The sequence below is a fragment of the Prauserella isguenensis genome (assembly GCF_014191605.1).
Lineage (GTDB): Bacteria > Actinomycetota > Actinomycetes > Mycobacteriales > Pseudonocardiaceae > Prauserella > Prauserella isguenensis.
This window is the reverse complement of record NZ_JACHWU010000005.1, coordinates 157,531-180,099: the sequence shown is the minus strand read 5'-3', so window position 1 is coordinate 180,099 and position 22,569 is coordinate 157,531. Positions and strand designations below refer to the sequence as shown.

Genomic DNA, 22,569 nt, shown 5'->3' with positions numbered 1-22,569 from the left:
CGCGCGAAGTCCCCGGGTGACGTGGCCACCCGGGGACTTCGCGGCGAATTCGGTATCGGCGCTACGGCGCGAGAATCCTCTCTCAGGCGCCGAGGATCGACGGGATGGCACCCGCCCAGGCGGAGCTGACGAGACCGGCGGCGCCGGCACCCAGGTGGGCACCGGACTCGTTCCAGGCGTTCACGTAGTCCGCGCCGGTCGGGTTGGACGGAACCTCGGGGACGTCGACCGTGCCGGCGGACGCGACACCCGCGCCCGCGGTCAGGGCGCCGAGTGCGATGGCGGTGGCAGCGGTGGTGCGAGCCAGGGTCTTACGCAATTTCCAGTCTCCCTAGGAGTTGGGGTGCTTCGATGACCGGATCGCGGGTGTTCCGTTCCGTGACCCGGCTCCAAGATCATCGAACCCCTTCGTCGCAGGTCGCAAGGCCTGCCATGCGATCGAGACGTGGGGGAACATGAACGAGTGACGCGTTGTCACACTGGGTTTTCGGCGATCCCACTGTTGGTGTCCCACCGTCGAATGACGACAGTTCAGAATGGAATGTCATTCATGTTCTGCGGCGGAGTTGTGGCCGCGAAAGGGATGTCCAGTGTGTCCACTTTGGCTCATGCGTGGTGCCCCTGAACGAGTGAAATGATCGCGATTCCTGACGTTCGCGGCGTCGGCGACGAGGGCGCCGGGCGTAGGGCGTCGGGCGTAGGGCGTCGGATGTCGGCGGCGCCGGACGTCAGCTGTGCCAGAGGTCGACGACGCTGACGCCCACCTCGCCGAGCAGGTTGCGCGTCAGTGGAAGGCTGATGCCGACGACGCTGGACGGGTCGCCGTCGATGCCTTCGACGAACCAGCCGCCCAGTGCGTCGAGGGTGAACGCTCCGGCGACCTGCAGCGGCTCGCCCGTCGCGATGTAGGCGTCGAGTTCGTGCTGGGCGGGTTCGGCGAACCGCACCGTCGTCGTGCGCGTGCCGCTCGCCTCGGACGTGACGGTGCCGCCCGACACCCGCAGCACGGCGTGCCCGGTGAGCAGTTCACCCGTGCCGCCCGCCATGTCCGCCCAGCGTTTGCGTGCCACCTCGGGCGTGTGCGGTTTGCCGACCAGTGCGTCACCGATCGACAGCATCGAATCGCACCCGACCACGACGGCGTCTGCGTCGGCGTCGAGTTCGGCGGTCACGGCGTGGGCCTTCGCGGCGGCGAGCGCCGTCACGGTCTCGGCGGGCGTCGGGTCGGAGAGCTGCGCCATGACGACGTCCTCGTCGACCTCGGAGACGATCACGTCGGGTTCGATCCCCGCCGCGCGCAGGACGGCGAGGCGGGCGGGCGATGCGGAGGCGAGGATGAAGCGCACGGGGTCCAGATTACGAGGCCTCACGGTCGAGGCCGGTGCGGGTCGCGGGCCTGCAGCCGTCGAGCCCCTCGGCTGTCGAGCCTTTCAGCTGTCGAGCCTTTCGGCTGTCGAGCTTTTCAGCTGTCGAGGAGGGCGCCGTGGGTGCCGCTGATGTGTGCGGTGAGAGTGGTGCGGAATCCGGCGGCGTCGCCGCGTTCGAGCAGCGTGCAGAGTGTGTCGTGCTCGGTGAGGATCTCGCGGTGGCGATCGGGGACCCGGCTGAGCGCGGAGGCGGCCATGCGCACCTGACGGTCGTGCAGCCCGGAGTAGAAGTGCGAGATGAGGCTGTTGCCGGCCGCGTCGACGAGCGTCGCGTGGAACTCGCGGTCCAGGGCGGAGAACCTGGCCTTCTCGGCGGGCACCTCGAGCTCGCGCTGCCGGTCGAGGACCGTGCGCATGCGGGCGGCGACATCGGCGGCGTCGCCGCGGTCGATGACGCGCTCGGCGGCGTGGCTCTCCAGCAGGATGCGGGCCTCGGTGACCTCGCCGACCTCGTCCGGCGACACAGGGACGACGAGTGCGCCGCGCTTCGGATACAGCCGCAGCAGTCCTTCGACCTCGAGTCGCAGGAACGCCTCGCGCACGGGCGTGCGTGACAGATTCAGCGCCGTCGCGGCGTCTCCCTCGCTGAGCAGTTCGCCGCCGGGCAGCCTTCCGTCGAGGATGCGTTCCTTCACCCAGTCGTAGACCCGTTCACCCGCGGGACGTCGGTCCGTGGGCGGTGTCGTCGGCTCCTGTCCGGTTGCGCTCGTTCTCGGGGTTCGTGTCGGCACGGGCGGGTGTGACGGGTCGCTCGTTGACATGCCCCGCAGTCTAGCCGGATCGTTGAACACAACATAGATACAAGTTATGTGCATGTGATGTCCATGCACGTCGGGCCGTCGAAGGGGATGACTGTGCGTTCATCCGGGTCGCCTTCCGCCGCAGCGCCGCAGGAGGACACGCTGCAGGAGGACACCCTGCAGGACGACAGGGCGCAGGAGGACAGAGCGCAGGAGGACACGGCGTCACGGGGCGAGACGTGGGCGGGCGCGTCACGCGCCCCGGTGGCCAGGGGAATCCTGCCGTGGGCGATGTGGGCCCTGGGCGCGCTGTGCTACCTGGCGGCGATGTTCCACCGGATGAGCCTGTCGGTCGCTGGGCTGACCGCCCAGGAGCGGTTCGACGTCGACGCGACCGGGCTGGCCGTGTTCTCCGTGGTGCAACTGACGCTGTACGCACTGCTGCAGGTGCCGGTCGGCATCGGCAACGACCGGTACGGCCCGCGGGTGCTGTTGCTCGGCGGTACCGCGCTGATGGCCGTGGGCGCGGTCGTGTTCGCCCTGTCGACGGCGTATCCCGCCGCGATGGTGGGCCGGGCGCTGATCGGTGCGGGCGACGCCTGCATGTTCGTCAGCGTCCTGCGGATCACGCGGAACTGGTTCCCGGGCCACCGCTACGCCTTCGTCGCGGCGCTCACCGGCATGATCGGCGGCCTCGGTCAGATCATCGCGACCTCGCCGCTGGCCGTGCTGCTGAACGGCCTGGGCTGGACGGGGGCGTTCCTCGTCGCCGGCGTCGTCACCGTTGTCGTGCTGGTCGCGACCGCCGTTGCGCTGCGGGAGTCGCCGGTGGGTGACAGCGGTGGCGCGCCGCGACGCGCCGTCGAGGCGGACGGTTCCGGTGAGCGGTTGCGGGACACGCTGCGGCTGACGTGGCGCTCGCCGGGTGTGCGGCACGCGCTCCTGACCCACTTCGTGTTGATGGGCTCGTTCGTGTCGTTCACGGCGGTGCTCGGCCAGCCGTATCTCGTCGCCGCGCACGGCCTCTCCGACGGGGCCGCAGCAGGCATGGTCACCGTCGTCGTGCTCGGCTTCGTCGTCAGCAGCACGGCCGCGGGGCAGGTGGCGTCACGCAGACCGGGCCTGCGGGGACGTCTCGTGCTCGCTGCGGGTGTGCTCGCCCTGTGCGGAGCCGTCGCGCTCGTGGTCCTGCCCGCGGGCGCGACGGTCGCGACGCTGCTGCCGCCGCTGTTGGCGCTGGGGGTCGGCGGCGGGGTCAGCATGCTGGCCTTCGACCTGGCGCGGTCGGCAGGCCCGGAACACCGGGCCGGTGTGGCCAGCGGGCTCGCCAACATGGGCGGCTTCACGTTCGCCGTGGTGTCGCAGCTCGCGGCGGGGCTGGCGATCGACGGGCTGTTGGCGGCCGGCGCGGGCCAGGCGGACGCCCATCGCTACGCGTTCGCGATCCCTCTGGTGCTCGCGGCCGTCGGGTTCGTCGGGGTCGCGCGGCTCCGCGGTCACGCGGGAGCGGCACAGCGGCCCGCCGACTCGTCGGAACCGGTCATCCCGACAACCACCGCGAGTTAGGCGCGGTGCCCGGAGCTCGCCGGGCACCGTGAACGTCGTCAGCGCCGGAACGTCGACACGCGCCAGGCGCCCGGCCCGGGGGTGAGTGGCCTGCGCACCGCCGAGGCGCGGTCGGCCCAATGGGACCGAGCCGGCCGCTTCTCCCCGTCGTCTCCGCCGTTCGCGGCCAGGCCGGCCACGACCGCGGTCAGCGCGGCGAGCTCGGCATCGTCCGGCTCGCCGCGCACGACGCGCAGCAGCGGTGGTCCGGCATCGGCACTGTGCCCACCGCCGGCAGTCCCGTCGGAACCGTCGGTCTCGGCAGGCGTGGTCTCGGGCATCTCGTCGGAGGCGCTCACAGCGGGATGTTTCCGTGCTTCTTCGGGGGCAGGTTCTCGCGCTTCTCCCGCAGCATCCGCAGCGCGCGCGTCACGTGCCCGCGCGTGTGCGCGGGCGGGATGACCGCGTCGACGTAGCCGCGCTCGGCGGCCACGTACGGGTTGCACAACGTGTCCTCGTACTCCTGGATCAGCTCGGCCCGCAGCTGCTCGACGTCCTCGCCGCTCTCGCCTGCTGCGGCGAGCCGCTTGCGGTGCACGATGTTCGCGGCACCCTGCGCACCCATCACGGCGATCTGCGCGGACGGCCACGCGATGTTGATGTCGGCACCCAGGTGCTTGGACCCCATCACGTCGTACGCACCGCCGTAGGCCTTGCGCGTGATGACCGTGACCAGCGGAACCGTCGCCTCGGCGTAGGCGTAGAGCAGCTTCGCGCCGTGGCGGATGATGCCGTTCCACTCCTGGTCGGTGCCCGGTAGGAAACCCGGCACGTCGACGAACGTCAGCACCGGCACGTTGAACGCGTCGCACGTGCGCACGAACCGCGCCGCCTTGTCGGACGCGTCGATGTCGAGGCAGCCCGCGAACTGGGTCGGCTGGTTGGCCACGATGCCCACGGCCTGTCCCTCGACCCGGCCGAAACCGGTGATCACGTTGGGCGCGAACAGCTCCTGCACCTCGAGGAACTCGCCGTCGTCGAGCACTCGGCTCACGACTTCGTGCATGTCGTACGGCTGGTTCGGCGAGTCCGGGATCAGCGTGTCGAGCTCCCGGTCTGCGTCGGTCACGTCCTCGGCGATCGCACCGCCGGTCGGTTCCGGCGCGTCGAACACGGGGGCCTCGGCCAGGTTGTTCGACGGCAGGAAGCTGAGCAGCTCCTTGACGTAGGAGACCGCGTCGTCCTCGTCGGAGGCCAGGTAGTGGGCGTTGCCGGACTTGGCGTTGTGGGTGCGTCCGCCGCCGAGGTCTTCGAACGTGACCTCCTCGCCGGTGACCGTCTTGATGACGTCCGGTCCCGTGATGAACATGTGCGAGGTCTCGTCGACCATCACGACGAAGTCCGTCAACGCGGGGGAATAGACGTGGCCGCCCGCGTTGGTGCCCATGATCAGCGAGATCTGCGGGACGACACCCGAGGCGTGGGTGTTGCGACGGAAGATCTCGGCGTACAGGCCGAGCGAGACGACACCCTCCTGGATGCGCGCGCCGCCACCCTCGTTGATGCCGATGATGGGGCGGCCGGTCTTCATCGCCAGGTCCATGACCTTGGTGATCTTCTCGCCGTACACCTCGCCGAGCGCGCCGCCGAGGACGGTCACGTCTTGGCTGAACACGCACACCTCGCGGCCGTCGATCGTGCCGTAGCCGGTGACGACGCCGTCGCCGTACGGGCGGCTGGCCTCGAGCCCGAAGTTCGTCGACCGGTGTCGCGCGAGCGCATCCAGCTCGACGAAGGAACCCGGGTCGAGCAGCATGTCCACGCGCTCCCGCGCCGTCTTCTTGCCCTTGGCGTGCTGGCGTTCGACGGCGCGCTCCGACCCGGCGTGCACGGCCTCGTCGTAGCGCAGGTACAGGTCGGCGAGTTTGCCCGCCGTGGTGTGGATGTCCGGCTGTGTGTTCGGTGCGTCAGGCGCGTCCCCGACCGGCTCCGTTGCGCTGCTCATGACACGCGAGCTTAATCATCACCCCGGGCCCGCTGGTGTGGCGTGGGCTACGTCCGGCAGCGTGTCTCGCACGGCCCCGGCCGGCGAACCCGGTGCACCGTTCCTGCCCGTCACGCCCCCGCCCGCTACGCCCGGCCGTGTCGCGTCACCTCCCTGCCGACGAGTACGTGTCCGAGGTCGTGGCCGCGCTCAACGGCCGTGGCCGCGCTCCACGCAGCCGACCCGCACGGGAAGTGACGCGCCCGCAGCCCCCGGCGTTAGGGTTCCGCGCGTGCCGAATCGCATCGATGGAGCCCGCCTGCGGGGAGAACTGGTCGAACCGGTCGGGCCGTACGCGCAGGTCGACGTGGTCGCCACCACCGGGTCGACGAACGCCGACCTGCGGCAGGCCGTCGTCGACGGCGCGCCCGACCGGACGGCGCTCGTCGCGGCGGAACAGACGGCCGGGCTCGGCAGGCGCGGCCGCACCTGGGCCTCACCGGGCTCCGGCGTGTACATCAGTGTGCTGTTGCGACCCTCGGGCGTGCCGGTCGCGGGTGTCGGGTCGCTCTCGATCATCGCGGGACTGGCCGTGCTGGACGTCGGTGACGCGCTCGGAGCGAACGTCGCGCTCAAGTGGCCCAACGACGTGCTCGCCGCCGACGCGTCCGGCAAGTGCGCGGGGATCCTGTCCGAGGCCGCCTCCTCGGACGAGCTGGCCGTGGTCCTGGGCATCGGCCTGAACGTGACGCGCGTGCGCGAGGACGTGACCGTGCCCGCGGGTGCGTTGCCCCCGGTGTCGCTCGCCGAGCTCGGCGCCGCGACCAGCGACCGCACCGACGTGGCGATGATGGTGCTCGCGGCGCTGCACGAACGGGAGACGGTCTGGCGCGAAGCGGCCGGCGACCTCGCCGACGCCGGCATGCTCGACGAGTACCGGCAGCGGTGCCTCACGCTCGGCCAGGAGGTCAAGATCCTCACCGGCGGCGGCAGCGTGATCGGCGACGCGGTGGACGTCGAGCCAACCGGCGCGCTGGTCGTCGAAATCCCAGGCGGCACTCGGCGGAGTGTTTTCGCCGGTGACGTCGTGCATCTCCGGCCGACCGGTGGGTGAAACCCGGTCCGGAGCGGTACGGTTGCCCGCAGACAAGAAGACCGCATTTCGGGGAGTGGCCAGCGGTGGCGTATCCACAAAGCCTGCTCAGTGAGGGCGAGAGCGTCGTCGTCCACAAGCATCCGCACTTCAAGATGCTCGTCTGGCCGGTGCTGATCCTGTTGATCACACTGGCCGTGGGGATCTGGCTGGCATTCGTCGTCGCGCCCGGTTTCGACGCCCCGTGGGACGTCGTCACCCAGATCGCCGTCGGTGCCGTCGGGCTGATCCTGTTGATCTGGCGGGTCTTCGCGCCGTTCGTCCGCTGGCGCACCACCCACTTCATCGTGACCACCGACCGCGTCATCGCCCGTGAAGGTGTCGTCAAGCGCACCGGTATCGACATCCCGATGGCCCGTATCAACAGTGTGCGGTTCGAGCACGGCCTGCTCGACCGGGTCTTCGCCTGCGGCACGCTGATCATCGAATCGGCGTCCGAGGAGCCGCTCACCTTCGACGACATTCCGAACGTAGAGAAGGTCCACACCTACATCTACCGCCAGGTCAACGAGAACCCGTACGACGACTTCGACTACGACGCGTCCTGGCAGCAGACCGCTCAGCAACCACACCCGCCGCAACAACACCCGCCCCAGCCCGGCCAACAGCCCCCGCAGTCGGGGCAGCCGCCCCAGCCCGGCTCGTACCCGGGGTGGTGACCGTGGGCGCACGAGACGTGGGACTGCCCGAGCACCTTCCTCGCTCGGGAGAGCTGCCCGCCGAGGTGACGATCTGGGAGGTCGGCCCGCGGGACGGTCTGCAGAACGAGGCGGCGACCGTGCCCGTCGACGTCAAGCTCGAGTTTCTCGACCGGCTCGCCGACGCCGGGCTGACGACCCTCGAGGCGACGAGTTTCGTCCACCCGAAGTGGGTCCCGCAGCTCGCCGACGCCGAGGAACTGCTCTCCCGGCTCGACCGCAGGACGGGCGCGCGCTACCCGGTGCTGGTCCCCAACGCACGCGGCCTCGACCGGGCCGTCGATGCGGGGATCGCCGACATCGCCGTGTTCGCCAGCGCCACGGAGTCGTTCGCCAAGCGGAACCTCAACTCCACCTACGACGAGCAGTTCGCCATGTTCGAGCCCGTCATCGCGCGTGCTCGTGGCGAGGGCATGGCCGTACGCGGATACCTGTCGATGTGCTTCGGTGACCCGTGGGAGGGCGTGGTCGACCCCGGTCAGGTCGTCGCGGCGGGCCGGCGTCTGCTCGACGCCGGCTGTGGGCAACTGTCCCTCGGCGACACCATCGGCGTCGCGACGCCCGGACAGGTCGACCGGCTCGTCGACGCGTTCGCCGCCGCGGGAGTCGGCGTCGACGCGCTCGCCGTCCACTTCCACGACACCTACGGGCAGGCGCTGTCGAACACCCTCGCCGCGCTGCGCCGCGGTGTGGCCACGGTCGACTCGTCCGCGGGCGGCCTCGGTGGCTGCCCCTATGCTGAGTCGGCCACCGGGAACCTCGCCACGGAGGACCTCGTGTGGATGCTCGACGGGCTCGGGGTGCGTCACGGCGCCGACCTCGACGCGTTGGTCACGACGAGCACGTGGATGGCCCAACGGCTCGGCAGGCCGAGTCCGTCGCGGGTCGTGCGCGCGCTCGCGGGCTGACACGGGCATCCTTTCCGGGGCCACCGGGAACCGCGAGCCGCTTCGCCACGTCTGAACTCCAGCCGGGGCTGCATGCGGCCGCACTGATCGACGTCGGGAGAGCGCCGTGACCGACCATCGCGACGAGGTGGAGCAGCTACTCGCCGAGTACCGGCGGAGCAGAGAACAGTTGGCGGATGTGCAGCAGCAGCTCACGGCCATCAGCGAGTCGGTGAGCAGTGACGACGGCCTCGTGACGGCCACCGTCGGCGGGCGTGGCGTGCTCACCGGCCTGACGATCGCCGACGCCGCCTACGAGCGGTACCGACCCGCCGAACTCGGCGCCCAGATCGTTCGCCTCACCGGCGCGGCGACGGCGAAGGCATTCGCCGGCGCGAGCGAGGTGCTCGCTCCTGCGCTGCCGCAGGACACCGATCCGCAGGCGCTGCTGCTCGGCACGGCGGACCTGACGGCCGACGAGATCACCCCGGTGGGCCGGGAACGCGCTCCGGCCGCCGACGACTTCGGTGACGACGAGAGCTTCGAGGACGCCAACTGGATCGACGACTCCGAATGGCAGCGATCGCGATGACGGGTCCCGGACACCACGGATTCGAGGTCGACGCCGAACGGCTCGGGCAGCGCGCATCCGAGTTCGACGGACTCACCCGGCGCGCGGCCGACATCGCCCGGGCGCTGCGCGAGTCCGTCGCGTCGTCACCATGGGGCGACGACGAGGTGGGGCAGGCGTTCGACGGGCGGCACCGGGCGCCCGCCGACGAGGCAGCGGGCGTGCTCGACGGACTGTCCGGCGGGTTGGTCGGCATGGGCCAGGCGCTGTCGCGGGCGGCCGAGGCGTACACGGCGGGCGACGAGTCGGCGCAGCAGGCCATCACCGACGCCGGGCGCGAAGGGTAGGCCCGCGACATGGGGATCGAACTGCCCGCGGAACTCGCCGACATCGCCGCCGAGGCCGGCGTCTCGTGGCCTCAGGCCGACGAGGACGCGATGCGCGAACAGGCACGCTCGTGGCGGCAGGCCGCGGGGCAGCTGCAGGGGCTGGCGCGGGACGCGGACACCGTCGCGGGGCAGGCGCTCGGCTCGATGAGTGGTGAGGCCGTCGACGCCGCGCGGCAGACGTGGTCGGGATTCATCGACCCCGAACGCGGCAGCCTCACCAGGGCCGCGCAGGGCGCGGGCGACGCCGCCGACCGCCTCGACCGGGCCGCCGAGCAGATCGGCCGCACCAAGGTCGAACTGGTGCGAAAACTGCGCGACGCCGCGGTCCAGCGCGATGCGGCGGGCACCGCGGCCGACGCCGGCCACCCGGCCGCGCTCGCCGGCGTCGACACGGTCATCCAGGGCACGGCGGCCAACATGCGCGCCATCACCGGCGGCCTCGCCGACACGGTCGGTGTGGACGGGGCGGGCCCGGGTGTCGCCCCCGACGTGGTCACCGACCGTCCGGGCAACGCGGGTGCACTCGCCGGTTCCGGCGGTGGCGGTGGTGGTGGCCTGCTCGGCGCGCTCGGCCTGCCCGACGTGGCGGAGACGACCGCCGCCACCGGTGAGTCGGTGCTCGACGAACCCGGTGGTGGCAACACCGGCCTCGGGAGTGGTGGACCCGGAGGCGGTGGTCTCGGGGACTCGGTCTTCGAGGACGCGTCCGGCCTGTTCGGCTCCGGCCGGGACGAGGGTGACCCGCCAGGCGGACAGGGCTCGCCGAGCGGAGCGGGCACCTCGGGTCCGCAGGCGCCGCTCGGGCCCGCGGAGGACGTACTCGGCCAGGGCTCCGGGATCGGTTCGGGCGGTGCACTCGGCGACGCCTCGGACGTACTGGGGGACGGCGCCGCGCCCGGTGGCCCCGGCGGTGTGCTCGGCGGCGGAGGTGGCGGTGCGGGTACGGCCGAACCCGGCCGCGATCTGCTGGACGGCGTCGAGGAACTGCTCGGCGGCCCGGACGGACCCGGTCACGGTGGTCCGGGAGGACCCGGCGCCTCCGACGGTCCGGGCTTGCCCGGCGGCCCCGGATTCCCCGGCGAAGCCGGTGGCGAGGACACGCCGCCGTTCGGCCTGGGCCGCCCGCCCCTGCCCGGGGGTGACGCGCTGCCTGGTGGCGAGCCCGTGTCCAGTGGCCAGCCGGTGCCGCCGTTCGGCGGCGGTGCCGGGGGTACGGGGCCGATCGTGCTGCCGGACGCACCGACGCCGCCTGGAGGCATCCCGGTCGGATCGCCGTGGGGACAGCCCGCGTCCGGCGGCGACGCGCCGACACCGCCGACCGGTACGAGCCTGTCCGGATTCAGCGGACCGCCGGCGCCCGGGGCGCTGCCGCCCCAAGCGGGCGCGGTCCCTCCTGCCGCCGGTGGACAACCCGGCGGGTTCGGACCGCAACCTGCGGGCCCTCCCGTGGGCGGACCCGTGGCGGGCGGCGGTGCCGTCCCGGGCGGCCCCGTCGCAGGGGGTGGTGCCGCGCCGGGCGGACCGGTTCCCCCCGCGGCAGGTCCGGTCGGCGGCGCAGCTCAGCCGGGGCAGTACGGCCAGCAGAACCCGTACGGTCGGCCTCCCGCGGGCCAGCAGTATCCCGGCCAGCAGTACTCGGGACAGCAGAACCCGGGACAGCAGAACCCGGGACAGGGACAACATCCGTACGGCAGGCCTCCCGCGGGACAGCAGTACCCGCCGCAGCCACCGGCCGGTCAGCCGCCTCAGGCGCGCAACGCGCCACCGGCTCCGGGCGCCGGGCCGTACGCCCCCGCGCCGGGGGGAGCGCACCAGCACGCGGCACCACCACCACCTGCATCGCAGGCACAGGCTCCACAGCCGCAGGCCCCCGCGTTGGGGTCCCCGCGGCAGGAGCGGGAGAGTGTCGTCGCGCTGTTCCTGGTCCACATGTTCCCGATCGGGCACCTGCCGGTCGCCTCGGACCGTCCGGCCCGGCAACTGCCCGTGCCCGAGCCGGAGCACGGCGCGCCCGTGGTGGCCAGGTTCGAGCCGCACGACCACCCGAACTCCGACCTCATCGAGCCGGACCAGGCGATCGACCTGCTGCGGCAGGGCGCCCGGCAACCCGCGCCGCCACCTTCCGCCGTGCTGCCGTGCCCGCCGACGGCCGTCCGCGACGGCTACGACCCGCTCGGCGGGATGCACGAACGCGACTGGGACGCCCGCTTCCTCGCCACCGACGGCGGCGCAGCTGCCGAGGACGGCACCGCCGAGGACGTGACCGTGGTCGAGGCCGACGGCAGAGACGCCCGCGCCACCGACAGCACCGCCACCGACAGCACCGACACCGACCGGAACGGCACCGACGATCCCGTGGCCGACGACTCCGTCTCCGCCGCGGAGGCCCCTGCCGCGGCCGTCGAATCCCTCGGATCCGTGCCCCTCGGATCGTCAGCTGCCGGTGAGGTGCCCGAGTACGTGTGGCCACCGGCCGACGAGCTCCCCGAAGGCTGTTCCGCCGACGGAGAGCCGGAGGTGTTGCCGGCCGGCACGATGGTGGACCGGTTCGGCACCGCCCACGGGCGGGTCTTCTCCGCAGACGGCACGCCGTTCGAGCAGCGCTCGCTGCCGCCGTCCCAGCTCGACGCGGGCTACCGGCGCTACCGCGTGCTTCGGGATGTACCGATGTGGCGTGGCGTGTCGGCGGGCTGGTTCGGACAGCCCGGCGGCGGCGCCCGGTATCGCGCCGTGTACAGCGCCGCCGAGCTCGTCAGCCTCGGTTACCTCGCCGATGCGACGTTCGAGCCGGTCGCCCCGCGGTCAGTCGCATCGGCCACGTCGGACAGTCCAGATTATCCGGATGCTTCGGACAATCGAGCCGATACGTCGAGTGAGGCCGCCGTTGTCAGCGCCGTCCTCGACGGACCCGGCGAATCGGACGGTGACGAGAAGGCCCCGGTCGACACCGGCACAGAGCGGAACCCGAAGGAGAGCGCCCCGTGAACACCGAGTCGATCATGCGCTGGCTCGAGGCCGTCGGCGTGCCGCCGGAGGTGGTGTCGTTGGGCACCGAGGTCGACAACACCTGGTGTGTGCTCCGGGAGGAGAACGTCGACGACGCGGGCGGCACCGCGTGGGAGGTGTTTTGGCGCGAGCAGGGCAACCGCTACGACTGGGCGCGGTTCACCAACGAACAGGTCGCGTGTCACTACCTTTTCGGCAGGCTGACCTGGGCGCAGGTCGCCAGGGGAGCGGTCGGCGTCCTTCCCTGACCCCTCCCGTGCCCTGCACTCGCGCCGATTCCGGCAACATGCGGCGTGCGCGAATGCAGGACACGCGGGTCAGCGACGGCGGAGGTGGGCCAGCGCGGCGTCGTGGACCAGGCCGTTGGTCGACAGGGCGGAGCCGCGGTCGAACCGGGCCGCACCGTCGAGGTCGGTGAATCGTCCGCCCGCCTCGGTGACGAGTACCTGTGCGGCCGCGACGTCCCACGGGTTCACCACGGGTTCGGCCGCGACCTCCAGCGCGCCCTCGGCGACGAGGCAGTGCTGCCAGAAATCGCCGAACGCGCGGGTCTCCCAGCACGCCCTGGTCAGCGACAGGTAGGCCTCCTGGGTGCGGTGCTCTGCCCAGCTGTTCAGGTCCGTTGTGGACACGTAGGCGTCGGCGAGCTGAGGCACCCGCGACACGGCCAGCTGGCGCTCACCGGCCGAGTCCCGCAGCCACGCGCCGCCGCCCTGGCTCGCCCACCAACGCCGGCCCAGCAGCGGAGCCGTGATCATGCCGACGACCGGAACACCGCCGTCCAGGAGCGCGATCAGCGTCGCCCAGATCGGCACGCCGCGCAGGAAGTTCTTCGTGCCGTCGATCGGGTCGAGAACCCACACGCGGCCGGGCGCGGCGATCGACCCGCCGCGCTCCTCACCCGCCACGCCGTCGCCCGGGCGCCGGTCGGCGAGGATGCCGCGAATGGCGTCCTCGACGTCGGTGTCGGCATCGGTCACGGGCGTACGGTCGGGTTTGGCCGTCACCTCCAGGTTCTGGGTGCGGAAACGTTCCATCGTGATGGCGTCGGCCGCGTCGGCGAGTTCGGCCGCCAGCGCTGCATCGTCGGAGTAACGGGACACATCACGATGGTTCCACGTGCCCCCGCCGTAAGGTTGGCCAGGTGAGCATGGTCCTACTCGCCGAAGACGATCCCGCGATCGCGCAGCCGCTGTCCCGCGCGCTGGAACGTGAGGGTTACGAGGTCGTCGCCGTCACGGACGGTTCGGCGGCGCTCGAAGCCACGGCCTCCGAACGCGTCGACCTGCTGGTTCTCGACCTCGGCCTGCCCGAGATGGACGGGCTGGAAGTGTGCCGCAGGCTGCGGGCGTCCGGCGCGCAGACACCGGTGCTGATGCTGACGGCCCGCACCGACGAGGTGGACTTCGTCGTCGGCCTCGACGCGGGCGCCGACGACTACGTCGCCAAGCCGTTCCGCCTCGCCGAGCTGCTCGCGCGGATCCGGGCCCTGCTGCGCAGGCGGTCGCCGGGGGCACTCGACGTCGGCGGCGTGCGTATGGACGTCGCCGCGCGGCTGGTGACCGTCGAAGGCGAGGAGGTGCAGCTCGCCAACAAGGAGTTCGAGCTGCTGCGGGTGCTGATGAGCAGGGCGGGGCAGGTCGTGAGCCGCGAGGAGATCCTCGCCGAGGTGTGGAACGACCTGGACACCGAAGCGCTCAAGACGTCGAAGACGCTCGACATGCACATGTCGTGGTTGCGCAGGAAACTCGCGGTCGCGGCGGGCAGGGATCCGCGGAAGTCGAACGAGGAACACATCGCGACGGTGCGCGGGGTCGGGTTCCGGTTCAACGTCGAATGACGACGGGCACCGGACGGTCGGGACGTGCGCGGCCGGGCACGAGCGGGTAGGGACACAGACGGCGTATGCGGCGGCGAATTCTCCTTGCGATTCTGTTGGCTGTGCTGGTCACCGGGGTGGCGTTGGGCGCGCCGCTCGGGGTGACCGGCGTGCTGCTGGTGGAGAACTTCCACCGGGAGGAGCTGGCCAACAGCGCGCAGCGGATCGCGGCGGCCCTCGACAACCAGCTCGCCAACCGGCACGACCTGAACCTGCGGCACATTCGGTCGGCGATGCCGCGGGACGCGCACCTGGTCGTGCACCACGGCTCCGCGGCGATCATGGAGGCGGGCCCGTCGACGGGCGACGACGTGATCAGTGAACAGCAGCCGATCGCGGGCGGCCACATCGTGATGACCCAGCCCGCGGGCGAGATGCGGACCCAGCAGACCCAGGTCGCGGTCGCCGTCGTGTTCGTCGTGGTGCTGTCGGTCGGTATCGGCACGTTCGTCGCCACGGTCACCGCCAACCGCCTCGCACGCCCGCTGCGGCACGTGGCCGACCGCGCGGCCCGTCTCGGCGCGGGCGATTTCCGTCCCGACAGCAGGCGCTACGAGGTGGCGGAACTGGACATGGTGGCCGACGCGCTCGACTCGTCGGGTACGGCGCTGGCGCAGCTGGTGCAGCGGGAACGGCAGCTGGTCGGCGACGTCTCGCACCAGTTGCGCAGCAGGCTCACCGCGCTGCAGCTACGGCTCGAGGCGCTCGGCCTGCACCAGGACCCGGACGTCGCCGAGGAGGCGCACGCGGCGCTCGAGCAGTCCGACCGGCTCGCGGGCGCCCTCGACGAACTGCTCGCCGCGGCCCGCGCGGCCAGCGAGGTCGGCACCGAACCGGTGTCGCTCACCGAGATGCTGCCCGAGATCAGCGGTGAGTGGCGCGACGTGCTCAAAGCCGAGGGGCGCACCCTGCGGTTGCGGATCGCCGACGGGCTGATGGTGCGCGTCACGCCCGCACGTCTCCGCGAGATCATCGGCGTGCTGCTGGACAACGCGATGCGGCACGGCGCGGGCACCGTCACCCTTGCGGCCCGGCGCGGCGACACCGACGGCACGGTCGTCGTGGAGGTCAGTGACGGGGGGTCCGGGGTTCCGGACGAGCTTGCGCCGCACGTGTTCGACCGCGGTTTCTCCGGCGCCGGGTCGACGGGTGTGGGGCTCGCACTGGCGCGGGCACTGGCCGAGGCCGACGGCGGCAGGCTCGAACTGTCCACCCGCGCACCGGCGACGTTCAGCCTGTTCCTCCGCGTGCCGACCGCAGGCGACGTCCCCGCGGTCGAGTGGCCCACGGAACGAGTGCCGAGGTAGCAGCGTCGACTCGGGAAATTTGACTGCCTGGCGGCGTGCAACCAGAGCGCCCGCGGCGGCGCCCAGTGCCACCGAGGTGCCCTTGGGGCGCGGTCAGTGGCGGGCGGTGAGGTTGTCGCGGCGGATGCCGCCGAGTTCGTCGGGGAAGACCCACTTGCGGAATCCCCAGAACCGGAAGCCCATCGCGAGCAGCATGCCGATCACGGAGCCGCTGACGAAGTCGGCCGTCTCCTGTACGAACAGCGATACCTCGGGGCGTTGCAGGTGCAGCACGTAGCGCGAGATCAGCAGAGGCACCAGGTTCACCGCGACCGCGACGCCACTGATCACGAAGAACAGGGTCGCCTCGTGCCCGGTCTCCCTGCCGCCGCGGGTACGGAACGACCACTCACGGTTCAGCACGTACGACACGATCGTCGCCACGAGGATCGCGATGGCCTTCGCGGTCGTCGGCTTATCCATCAGGACGGTGAACTTCAGCAGGTACCAGATGCCGTTGTCGACCAGGAAGGTCGTGCTGCCGACGACCGCGAATTTCAGCAGTTCACGGTGTTTCAACAGCAGTGAGCGCAGCGGACCGGGGACGCGCGCCAGCACGGTTTCGACGACGGACACACATCGCAGTGTAGCCATTCGTGCCGGTGGGGACCGCCGAACGGTGGAACCTCACGCGCCGGATGTCTGCACCACGCCCAGCTCGACGACCGATCGTGACGCAGCGCACCCGCCGGGTCAGCGTGAGCGGCCGTGCGCCTTGCCGTTGCCCGACGTGTCGCCGTGTTTGTCGTTGCCCCTGCCGTCGCCGTTGCCCCTGCCGTCACCGTTGCCCGGCTTGCCGCCGTCGTCCTGCTGTCCGGACTCCTCGTCGGGCTCACGGGGCCACGGTTTGGTCGGCAGTGGCATCTCCGCGGTGTCGGTCTTCGTCGTGGAGCTCGCCGATCCCGATCCCGACCCCGACTCGGGCGCCGGGGCGGTCGCCGAACCCGACGACGTGCCACTCGGCCGAGCCCCCGTGGGCGCTTCCGTCGAGCCGGAACCGGACGGCGGACCGGTCACCGACGCCGAACCGTCGGCGTCGGGGTTCGTCGGCACCTCCGCCGATCCGGAACCGGACTGCGCGTCGGGCGTCGGGGCCACAACACTGCCGAGACATCCGAACGGCGGCGGCCAGCACCCCATCGACCCGAACGTCGCGTCATCGCTGGCGGACGCGTTGCCGAGCGTCCCGGTGAACGTGACCGTGACCTCGTCGCCGGAGTCGGGTCGCCAGCCCCAGGCGGTGCCGTTTCCGTTGCCGGGGCCGTCCTCGATTCCGAGGTCGTTGTCGCCACCACCGTTGCCACGACCGTTGTCGCCGTCACCGTGGTCGACCTTGCTGACGAACACGGTCCTGGTGTCGCCGGGCTCGAGTGCCCTGTTCGACGTGCACGACAACCGTTCGGACGTGGCGACGCCGCAGTCCATGCCGGAACCGCCGCCCACCGAGACGGGACGGTCGGAGGTGAGCGTGACGGTCCCGCTGCTGTCACCGGTGTTCTCGACCGTGACCCTGGCGACCCCGGCCACCGGGTGGCCGGCCTGCACACTGATGCCGTCCTCGGCCGGTGGTGCCGGCGGAGGCGTGGGTTTCGGCTCGACCTTGACGGGCACCCGCAGCGACACGTCGACGGCGCCGCCGCCGCTGATGCTGCCGGTGACCTGGCCGGACTCGGCGTCGGCGGAGGCCTGCAGGCGGAACACGAGCGTCATGGACTCGCCGGGTTCCAGGCCGCGGCCGGTGGAGCACGTCACGGTGCCGGTACCGCCGGGACAGGTGATGCGTTCGCCGCCACCGCCCTGGCGCAGTGCTCCGCCGGACGGCGACGCGCCGCCACCCGTCGGTGCCGCTGCGGTGCCCTGCTGACCGGCGCCCTGCTGACCGGCGTGCTGTTGCTGACCGGCGTGCTGTTGCTGACCGGCGCTGTGCTGGGCGCCGGCCGCACCCGCGGTCGTCCCGCCGCCACCACCGCCGCCGAGGGCGCTCACGCCGTTCGGCAGATTCAGCGTCACATCGATGGGGTCGGACAGCGTGCCGCCGTTGTTGCGCACCGTGATCGGCAGGTCGGCGGGGCCGCCGCCTGCGACGAGCTCGACGCTCTGCTGGTCCACGGTCGCCCCGACCGAGGCGGGTTCCGGCGACTCCGGCTGCGACACGTTCGGCGCGGGCGGCGGCTGTTGGGGTGCGGGTTCGTTCGGCGCGGGCGGGGGGTCGTCGGGAGCGGGCTGTCCCGGCGGGGGAGCAGCGGGCTCGTTCGGTGCCTGCGCGGCGGGCGGCTGCTGTTGCGGCTGCTCCGCGGCCGTCGGGATCTGCTGCCCGCCGCCACCGGCCGTGAGCGCCAGTGCCACGGCGGCGGCCATCGCGACGCCGGAACCGGCCACGCCGACGAACTCGCGGGGCGCTCCCGCCGCGGCACCGGCACCGCCGCCGGAACCACCCGCACCGGCCGCGGCTCCTGCGGAACCGGCCGCCGTGCCTGCACCGATGGCGGTCGCCGCTGCGGCCTTGCCGCCGCCCGCCACCGCCAGGTAGCCCAACACCCCGCCGCCGAGGACGAGCGGAGCGATGACGGCGCGCAGTGCACCGTTGACATCGGCCAGCTCGGCGGCGAGCGCCTGGCAGTCGGAGCAGTCGTCGAGATGTGCCTCGACCTGCGCACGCTCCCGTTTGGAGAGCCCGTCGCGGGTCCAGGCGCCCAGCTTGTCGGCCGTGGCGTGGCAGGTGCTCGCACTGACCTCGGCGAGGTGGACCTGCAGGTATGCCTGGCGCAGACCTTCGCGCGCCCGGTAGGCGAGCGCGGACACGCTGTTGGCCGTCAGGCCCAGCAGCGGCGCGACCTCGGCGGGCGTGGCACCTTCGATCTCCGTGTGCCAGAGCACGGCCTGCCAGCGCTCGGGCAGCTTCGCGAACGCCTTCGCGGCGAGCGTGCGCTCCAGACCTTCGAGGGCCGTGTCGGAGAACTCCACGGTCAGCGCCTCGGCGCCGGCGCCACCGACCGTCGTCACGGTCGTCATGTCCTCGGCGAGGTCGAGCTTCTTGTCACGCCGGGTCTTGTCGTAGGCGCCGTGGCGCACCGCGGTCAGCAGGTACGCCCGGAACGCGCTGTCCGGACCCTTCCCGCCGCGGAGTGTGTCGAGGACCTTCGAGAAGGCGTCCGACACGAGATCGTCGGACTCGATCGACGTGCGTGCGAGTTGCCGCGCAAGGTTGTACGCGGCGGATACGTGACGTTCGTACAGCGTCCCGTAGCACTCGAGCTGGCCCGCGCGTACCGAGGCGATGAGTTCGGCGTCGCTCATGCCCTGCGGGTCGGTGGGTGCGGTGCTCACGGCTCTCCTCTCAGGTCGTCCCGTACAAGGGGGACGCACTGCGAGGCAAAGTGTGACGGACATCCGGGGAAGCGTCACGCCGAGGGTCGTCACGTCACCCGGATCGATTGCGCCGCGACCCGTGATCGCACGCGCGGCGATTTTCGCCACTCCATGCCGTCATGCGGGGCGATCTCGGGCGTCTCCACTCCGACGAGCCGACAAGGAGGCGCGAGTGGACGTGAGTGCTGGCGACGTGCAGGGTGTGCCGTTCGCCCTGCCGGACGAGCAGGGCGGATCGCCCCCGGGCCGGCAGCCGCAGGCCGTGCAGGGGGCGCGGACCGAGCGGGAACCACGGGCGGCACTGCGGCGCCGATGGCGGACCGCGAGCCTGGCGTGCGGCTGGCGGTTTCCCGACGACTGGGACGTCGCCGAGGTGGACCTGGTGTGCTCCGCCGTCGCGCGGTCCGGACTGGACGGCGCGGGCGCGGCGCTCGTGGCGCTGGCCCACGCCCGTGCGGCAGCGGGCACGGGACTGGAGGAGACCCTCGGCGACCTGGCCGCGCTGCACGGGGTGCTGCAGGTCGGCGCAGCAACATCGGGGGGTGAGCCGAGCCACGCCGACACGCTCGACGCCATCGCCGAGGCGGCCGACGTCGACGCGTTGCCCACGCGGCTGCTGCGGATCGTCGCCGTGGCGTGGGCCGAGGTCGCGCTGAACGACGTCGGCGCCACCGAGGTGCACGACTCGCTGACCGGCCTGCCGACTCAGGCGTACCTGCGTACCCGGCTGGCGGAGCTGTACCGCGAGGCCGCCCGCGACGGCGTGTGCGTGGCCGAGGGACAGGTCCTCGTGGTGATCTCGCTCGGCTTCGACGACGCTGCGGTCTACCTGCGGCCCGCAGGCATGATCCTGGCCGCCGACGTGCTGCGGGAGGTGTTCGACGGCGGCGAGAGCCACGCCGTGCTCGGCGCCTCGACGGTCGGCGCGGTCGTCCCGCGGTCCGACGAGGTGGCCCGCCGCGCGGTACGCCTCCGACGCGACCTCACCGAGCGGTTCGCCGTCGACCCGCAGCTGGCCGAGTCGGGGTCGGCGCGGGTGAACGTGGTGCGCCTGCCCGCCTCCCACGACGACGTGTGCGACCTGCTCGACTCCCTCGCGGCTCGGTAGCCGGGTGGCCGAGCGGAGCGGCCGGGCGGGACCGGCCGTACCCGGCGACGACGTGGCACGGGAGGCGCCCGGGCGGCGCCGTCGAGCGGGCCGCGTGGCGTGGCCGACGCCGAACTCACACGGCGTTCATGGTTTCCTAGAAAGAGTGAGCACCTCAGACCTGCGCGAGGCCGACACATCGGCGCACTCGGCGCCGGCGGACTCCCGTCCGGAGCCCGCCGGGTCGGCGCCGCTGCAGCTGCGGGCCTCGTTCGACCGTCTGCTCGCGCGGCCCCGTTCGCTGGTGCTCGTGCTGGCGCTGCCCGCGCTGATGATCGTGGCAGGAATCGTGGGCTGGCTGATGGACCTGCAGCTCGGCGTCGACTCTGCGGTGTACCGCGCGGGAGCCGTCACCCTGCTGCACGGCGACCCGCTCTACGAAACCAACACGCTCGCGCCCGAACCGTTCTGGGCGCTGCTGCCGTTCACTTACCCGCCCACGGCCGCGCTGCTGTTCGTGCCGCTGGCCGTGTTCCCTGTGCAGGTCGCGTGGGGTGTGCTGTCGGCGGTGTCGCTGCTGGCCATGACGGTCGTCATCCGCGTGGCGCTGGGGGCGCTGCCGCGGCCGAAGGGCGAGCTGCCCGTGTGGGCCTCACCCGCGCGGGTGACAGTGCTGTCGGCGGTGCTGTTCTTCGCGCTCGAACCCGTGTGGCGGACGATCTTCCTCGGTCAGATCAACCTCATCCTCATGGCGTTGATCGTGCTGGACGTGCTGGTCGTCTGCGCCCGTGGCAGCCGGTGGGGCGGCGTCATGGTCGGCGTCGCGGCGGCGGTGAAGCTGACGCCGCTGATCTTCATCCCGCACCTGCTGTTCACCGGCCGCCGCATGGACGCACTGCGGGCGATGGGCACGTTCCTCGGCCTGCAGGTGCTGGTGTTCGCGCTGATCCCGTCGGACGCGTGGCGGTTCTGGACGCACACCGTGTTCAACGCAGGCCGGATCGGGCCGATGCACTGGGCGGGCAATCAGTCGCTCAACGGCCTGTTCAACCGTATGACCGACCTGGCGCCGTGGGCGTCGAACGCGGCCATCGTCGTCGGACTGGCGCTGGCGCCGCTCGCGGTGTGGCTGATGCTGCGGTTCCACCGCAGCGGCCGCCCGCTCGAAGCGCTGCTGGTGACGGCGTTCTACGCGCTGCTGCTCTCGCCGGTGTCGTGGTCGCACCACTGGGTGTGGGCCGTGCCGCTGATCATGGTGCTCGTGTCGAAGCTGCCGCACGCCGATCCGGTGAAGACGCGGAAGCGCTGGATCGCGGCGGGCGCGGTGTTCGTGGTGTTCGTCAGCTGCGTGCTGCTGGTTCTGCCGAACGGCCGCAACCTGGAGCTGCACTGGGCGTTCTGGCAGTACATCCTGGGCAGCGCCTACCTGTTGGTGCCCGTCGTGCTGGTCGCGGTCCTCGCGGGCCGCTGGCTGTGGCGCAACCGTGACACCCTGCGCGGATCGCTCCGCGACCGCGACACGCTGATCGCCCTGCTCCGTGGCAGGGCAGGGACGACGGCGTGCGACGACGCTCAGCCGTCGGCGGCCGACATTGCCGCGTCCGGCCGGGTCGGTTCGAGCGTGCCGCGTTCGAACTCCGCCGGTTCGAACTCCGCCGGTTCGAGTGCGGCCGGTTCCGACCAGCGATAGGCCGGGGTCGGCATGGGGATGAATGCTGCGACCTCGACCGCGATCGAGGTCAAGCACGGGCCCACCGCGTGCTAATATGCTTCTATGCGCACAACGGTTGACTTGTCCCCGGAGCTCATGCGGGCGATGAAATCCGAGGCCGCCGCCCGCGGGGAGACTGTGAAAGAGTTCCTGACTCGGGCAGTCAGTCATGAGCTGGGCACAGCGGAGGGCGATCGGTCGCGTAAACGGGTGAAACTCCCGCTGGTCCCGGCAGCGACGACGCGCAAAGTCGACATCACGAACGACGACATCGAAGCGATCTTCGCGGCCGAAGATGCCGAGAAGTACCGGGCGCAGTAGATGCTGCTGGATGTCAACGTCTGGTTCGCGTCGGTGTGGGAAGAGCACAAGCACCATGTCGAGGTGTCCTCGTGGTTCGATGAACAGGACGGCGAACTCAGGTTGTGCCGAGTGACGCAGATGGCGTTGCTCCGCTTGTTGTCGAACCAGCCGGTTATGGGCGAGGCCGCGTTGAGTCGCGCAGAAGCGTGGCGGGTGCTCGATGAGCTTCGCTCGGACGAACGTGTGGTCTGGACGTCCGAGCCCGCTCACCTCGAGCAGGTCTGGCGAGTGATCTCCGCTCGTGAGGACCGGAGTCACAAACTGTGGACCGATGACTACCTGGCAGCGTTCGCCCAGGCCGCCGGGTGCCCTCTGGTGACACTGGATCGCGGTTTCCTCACGCGGTATCCGTCAGTGGCGGTGGTGACACTCGGGGACGGTTCGTGACGCGGCCGGATCGGGGCCGCTTAGGCT

Annotated in this window: 22 protein-coding genes; 14 read left to right on the top strand and 8 right to left on the bottom strand. The window is 71.7% G+C overall.

Annotated elements, in window-relative coordinates; translation table 11 throughout:
* Positions 1–82 precede the first annotated feature (82 nt).
* The 3 genes from FHS23_RS19330 to FHS23_RS19320 form a co-directional block, all read right to left on the bottom strand.
* Positions 83–319, bottom strand: a complete 237-nt coding sequence (locus FHS23_RS19330; protein WP_183657923.1) for a hypothetical protein — start codon at positions 317–319, stop codon at positions 83–85.
* 409 nt (positions 320–728) lie between these two features.
* The gene (locus FHS23_RS19325; protein WP_183657920.1) at positions 729–1,346 is read right to left on the bottom strand and encodes a Maf family nucleotide pyrophosphatase; all 618 of its coding nucleotides are present in this window, start codon (positions 1,344–1,346) and stop codon (positions 729–731) included.
* A gap of 116 nt (positions 1,347–1,462) precedes the next feature.
* Positions 1,463–2,188: a GntR family transcriptional regulator gene (locus FHS23_RS19320; RefSeq protein WP_183657917.1), complete on the bottom strand. Its 726-nt coding sequence runs from the start codon at positions 2,186–2,188 to the stop codon at positions 1,463–1,465.
* A 93-nt stretch (positions 2,189–2,281) separates the two neighbouring features.
* On the opposite strand from FHS23_RS19320, the gene FHS23_RS19315 reads away from it, so the two are divergent.
* Positions 2,282–3,733 carry an MFS transporter gene (locus tag FHS23_RS19315; RefSeq protein WP_343054105.1) on the top strand — a complete coding sequence of 484 codons (1,452 nt, stop codon included), beginning with the start codon at positions 2,282–2,284 and terminating at the stop codon, positions 3,731–3,733.
* A 38-nt stretch (positions 3,734–3,771) separates the two neighbouring features.
* Here FHS23_RS19315 and FHS23_RS19310 read toward each other — a convergent pair whose 3' ends face one another.
* Together FHS23_RS19310 and FHS23_RS19305 are read right to left on the bottom strand one after the other, a co-directional pair.
* The gene (locus FHS23_RS19310) at positions 3,772–4,071 is read right to left on the bottom strand and encodes an acyl-CoA carboxylase subunit epsilon (protein ID WP_425501150.1); all 300 of its coding nucleotides are present in this window, start codon (positions 4,069–4,071) and stop codon (positions 3,772–3,774) included.
* Positions 4,068–5,717 (bottom strand): acyl-CoA carboxylase subunit beta, encoded by a 1,650-nt coding sequence (locus tag FHS23_RS19305; RefSeq protein ID WP_183657914.1) that lies wholly within the window; start codon positions 5,715–5,717, stop codon positions 4,068–4,070. The genes FHS23_RS19310 and FHS23_RS19305 overlap by 4 nt, the downstream gene beginning before the upstream one ends.
* A gap of 271 nt (positions 5,718–5,988) precedes the next feature.
* Between FHS23_RS19305 and FHS23_RS19300 the strand changes: the two genes are divergently transcribed.
* From FHS23_RS19300 to FHS23_RS19270, 7 genes are all read left to right on the top strand, one after another.
* Complete coding sequence (locus tag FHS23_RS19300; protein WP_343054104.1) at positions 5,989–6,810, top strand: biotin--[acetyl-CoA-carboxylase] ligase; 822 nt, start codon at positions 5,989–5,991, stop codon at positions 6,808–6,810.
* 65 nt (positions 6,811–6,875) lie between these two features.
* Positions 6,876–7,508, top strand: coding sequence for a PH domain-containing protein (locus FHS23_RS19295; RefSeq protein ID WP_183657908.1), 633 nt, complete (start codon positions 6,876–6,878; stop codon positions 7,506–7,508).
* Positions 7,509–7,510: 2 nt separating this feature from the next.
* Positions 7,511–8,455, top strand: coding sequence for a hydroxymethylglutaryl-CoA lyase (locus FHS23_RS19290; RefSeq protein WP_183657896.1), 945 nt, complete (start codon positions 7,511–7,513; stop codon positions 8,453–8,455).
* 106 nt (positions 8,456–8,561) lie between these two features.
* Positions 8,562–9,026 carry a YbaB/EbfC family nucleoid-associated protein gene (locus FHS23_RS19285; protein WP_183657894.1) on the top strand — a complete coding sequence of 155 codons (465 nt, stop codon included), beginning with the start codon at positions 8,562–8,564 and terminating at the stop codon, positions 9,024–9,026.
* Positions 9,008–9,352, top strand: coding sequence for a hypothetical protein (locus FHS23_RS19280; protein WP_183657892.1), 345 nt, complete (start codon positions 9,008–9,010; stop codon positions 9,350–9,352). Before FHS23_RS19285 ends, FHS23_RS19280 begins: the two co-directional genes overlap by 19 nt.
* 9 nt (positions 9,353–9,361) lie before the next feature.
* Positions 9,362–12,379 carry a TNT domain-containing protein gene (locus FHS23_RS23365; protein ID WP_246382450.1) on the top strand — a complete coding sequence of 1,006 codons (3,018 nt, stop codon included), beginning with the start codon at positions 9,362–9,364 and terminating at the stop codon, positions 12,377–12,379.
* Positions 12,376–12,648 carry a hypothetical protein gene (locus FHS23_RS19270; RefSeq protein ID WP_183657890.1) on the top strand — a complete coding sequence of 91 codons (273 nt, stop codon included), beginning with the start codon at positions 12,376–12,378 and terminating at the stop codon, positions 12,646–12,648. Before FHS23_RS23365 ends, FHS23_RS19270 begins: the two co-directional genes overlap by 4 nt.
* A 69-nt stretch (positions 12,649–12,717) precedes the next feature.
* Here the strand turns inward: FHS23_RS19270 and hisN are convergent, their stop codons facing one another.
* The gene (gene hisN / locus FHS23_RS19265; protein WP_183657888.1) at positions 12,718–13,503 is read right to left on the bottom strand and encodes a histidinol-phosphatase; all 786 of its coding nucleotides are present in this window, start codon (positions 13,501–13,503) and stop codon (positions 12,718–12,720) included.
* A 47-nt stretch (positions 13,504–13,550) separates the two neighbouring features.
* Between hisN and FHS23_RS19260 the strand changes: the two genes are divergently transcribed.
* The gene (locus FHS23_RS19260; protein WP_183658080.1) at positions 13,551–14,240 is read left to right on the top strand and encodes a response regulator transcription factor; all 690 of its coding nucleotides are present in this window, start codon (positions 13,551–13,553) and stop codon (positions 14,238–14,240) included.
* 65 nt (positions 14,241–14,305) lie between these two features.
* Positions 14,306–15,586, top strand: coding sequence for an ATP-binding protein (locus FHS23_RS19255; RefSeq protein ID WP_183657886.1), 1,281 nt, complete (start codon positions 14,306–14,308; stop codon positions 15,584–15,586).
* A gap of 93 nt (positions 15,587–15,679) precedes the next feature.
* Here the strand turns inward: FHS23_RS19255 and FHS23_RS19250 are convergent, their stop codons facing one another.
* Positions 15,680–16,201 carry a GtrA family protein gene (locus FHS23_RS19250; protein ID WP_183657883.1) on the bottom strand — a complete coding sequence of 174 codons (522 nt, stop codon included), beginning with the start codon at positions 16,199–16,201 and terminating at the stop codon, positions 15,680–15,682.
* A gap of 117 nt (positions 16,202–16,318) precedes the next feature.
* Positions 16,319–18,952, bottom strand: a complete 2,634-nt coding sequence (locus FHS23_RS19245) for a sigma-70 family RNA polymerase sigma factor (protein ID WP_183657880.1) — start codon at positions 18,950–18,952, stop codon at positions 16,319–16,321.
* A gap of 214 nt (positions 18,953–19,166) precedes the next feature.
* Here FHS23_RS19245 and FHS23_RS19240 point away from each other — a divergent pair, with 214 nt between their 5' ends.
* The 4 genes from FHS23_RS19240 to FHS23_RS19225 all read left to right on the top strand — a co-directional run bounded on the left by FHS23_RS19240 (position 19,167) and on the right by FHS23_RS19225 (position 22,542).
* A complete protein-coding gene (locus FHS23_RS19240; protein WP_343054102.1) occupies positions 19,167–20,102 on the top strand; it encodes a GGDEF domain-containing protein in 936 nt (311 codons plus the stop codon).
* A gap of 145 nt (positions 20,103–20,247) precedes the next feature.
* Positions 20,248–21,771, top strand: a complete 1,524-nt coding sequence (locus tag FHS23_RS19235; RefSeq protein WP_425501149.1) for a glycosyltransferase 87 family protein — start codon at positions 20,248–20,250, stop codon at positions 21,769–21,771.
* An 84-nt stretch (positions 21,772–21,855) separates the two neighbouring features.
* The gene (locus tag FHS23_RS19230; RefSeq protein ID WP_183657877.1) at positions 21,856–22,113 is read left to right on the top strand and encodes a hypothetical protein; all 258 of its coding nucleotides are present in this window, start codon (positions 21,856–21,858) and stop codon (positions 22,111–22,113) included.
* Positions 22,114–22,542: a TA system VapC family ribonuclease toxin gene (locus tag FHS23_RS19225; protein ID WP_183657874.1), complete on the top strand. Its 429-nt coding sequence runs from the start codon at positions 22,114–22,116 to the stop codon at positions 22,540–22,542.
* Positions 22,543–22,569 lie beyond the last annotated feature (27 nt).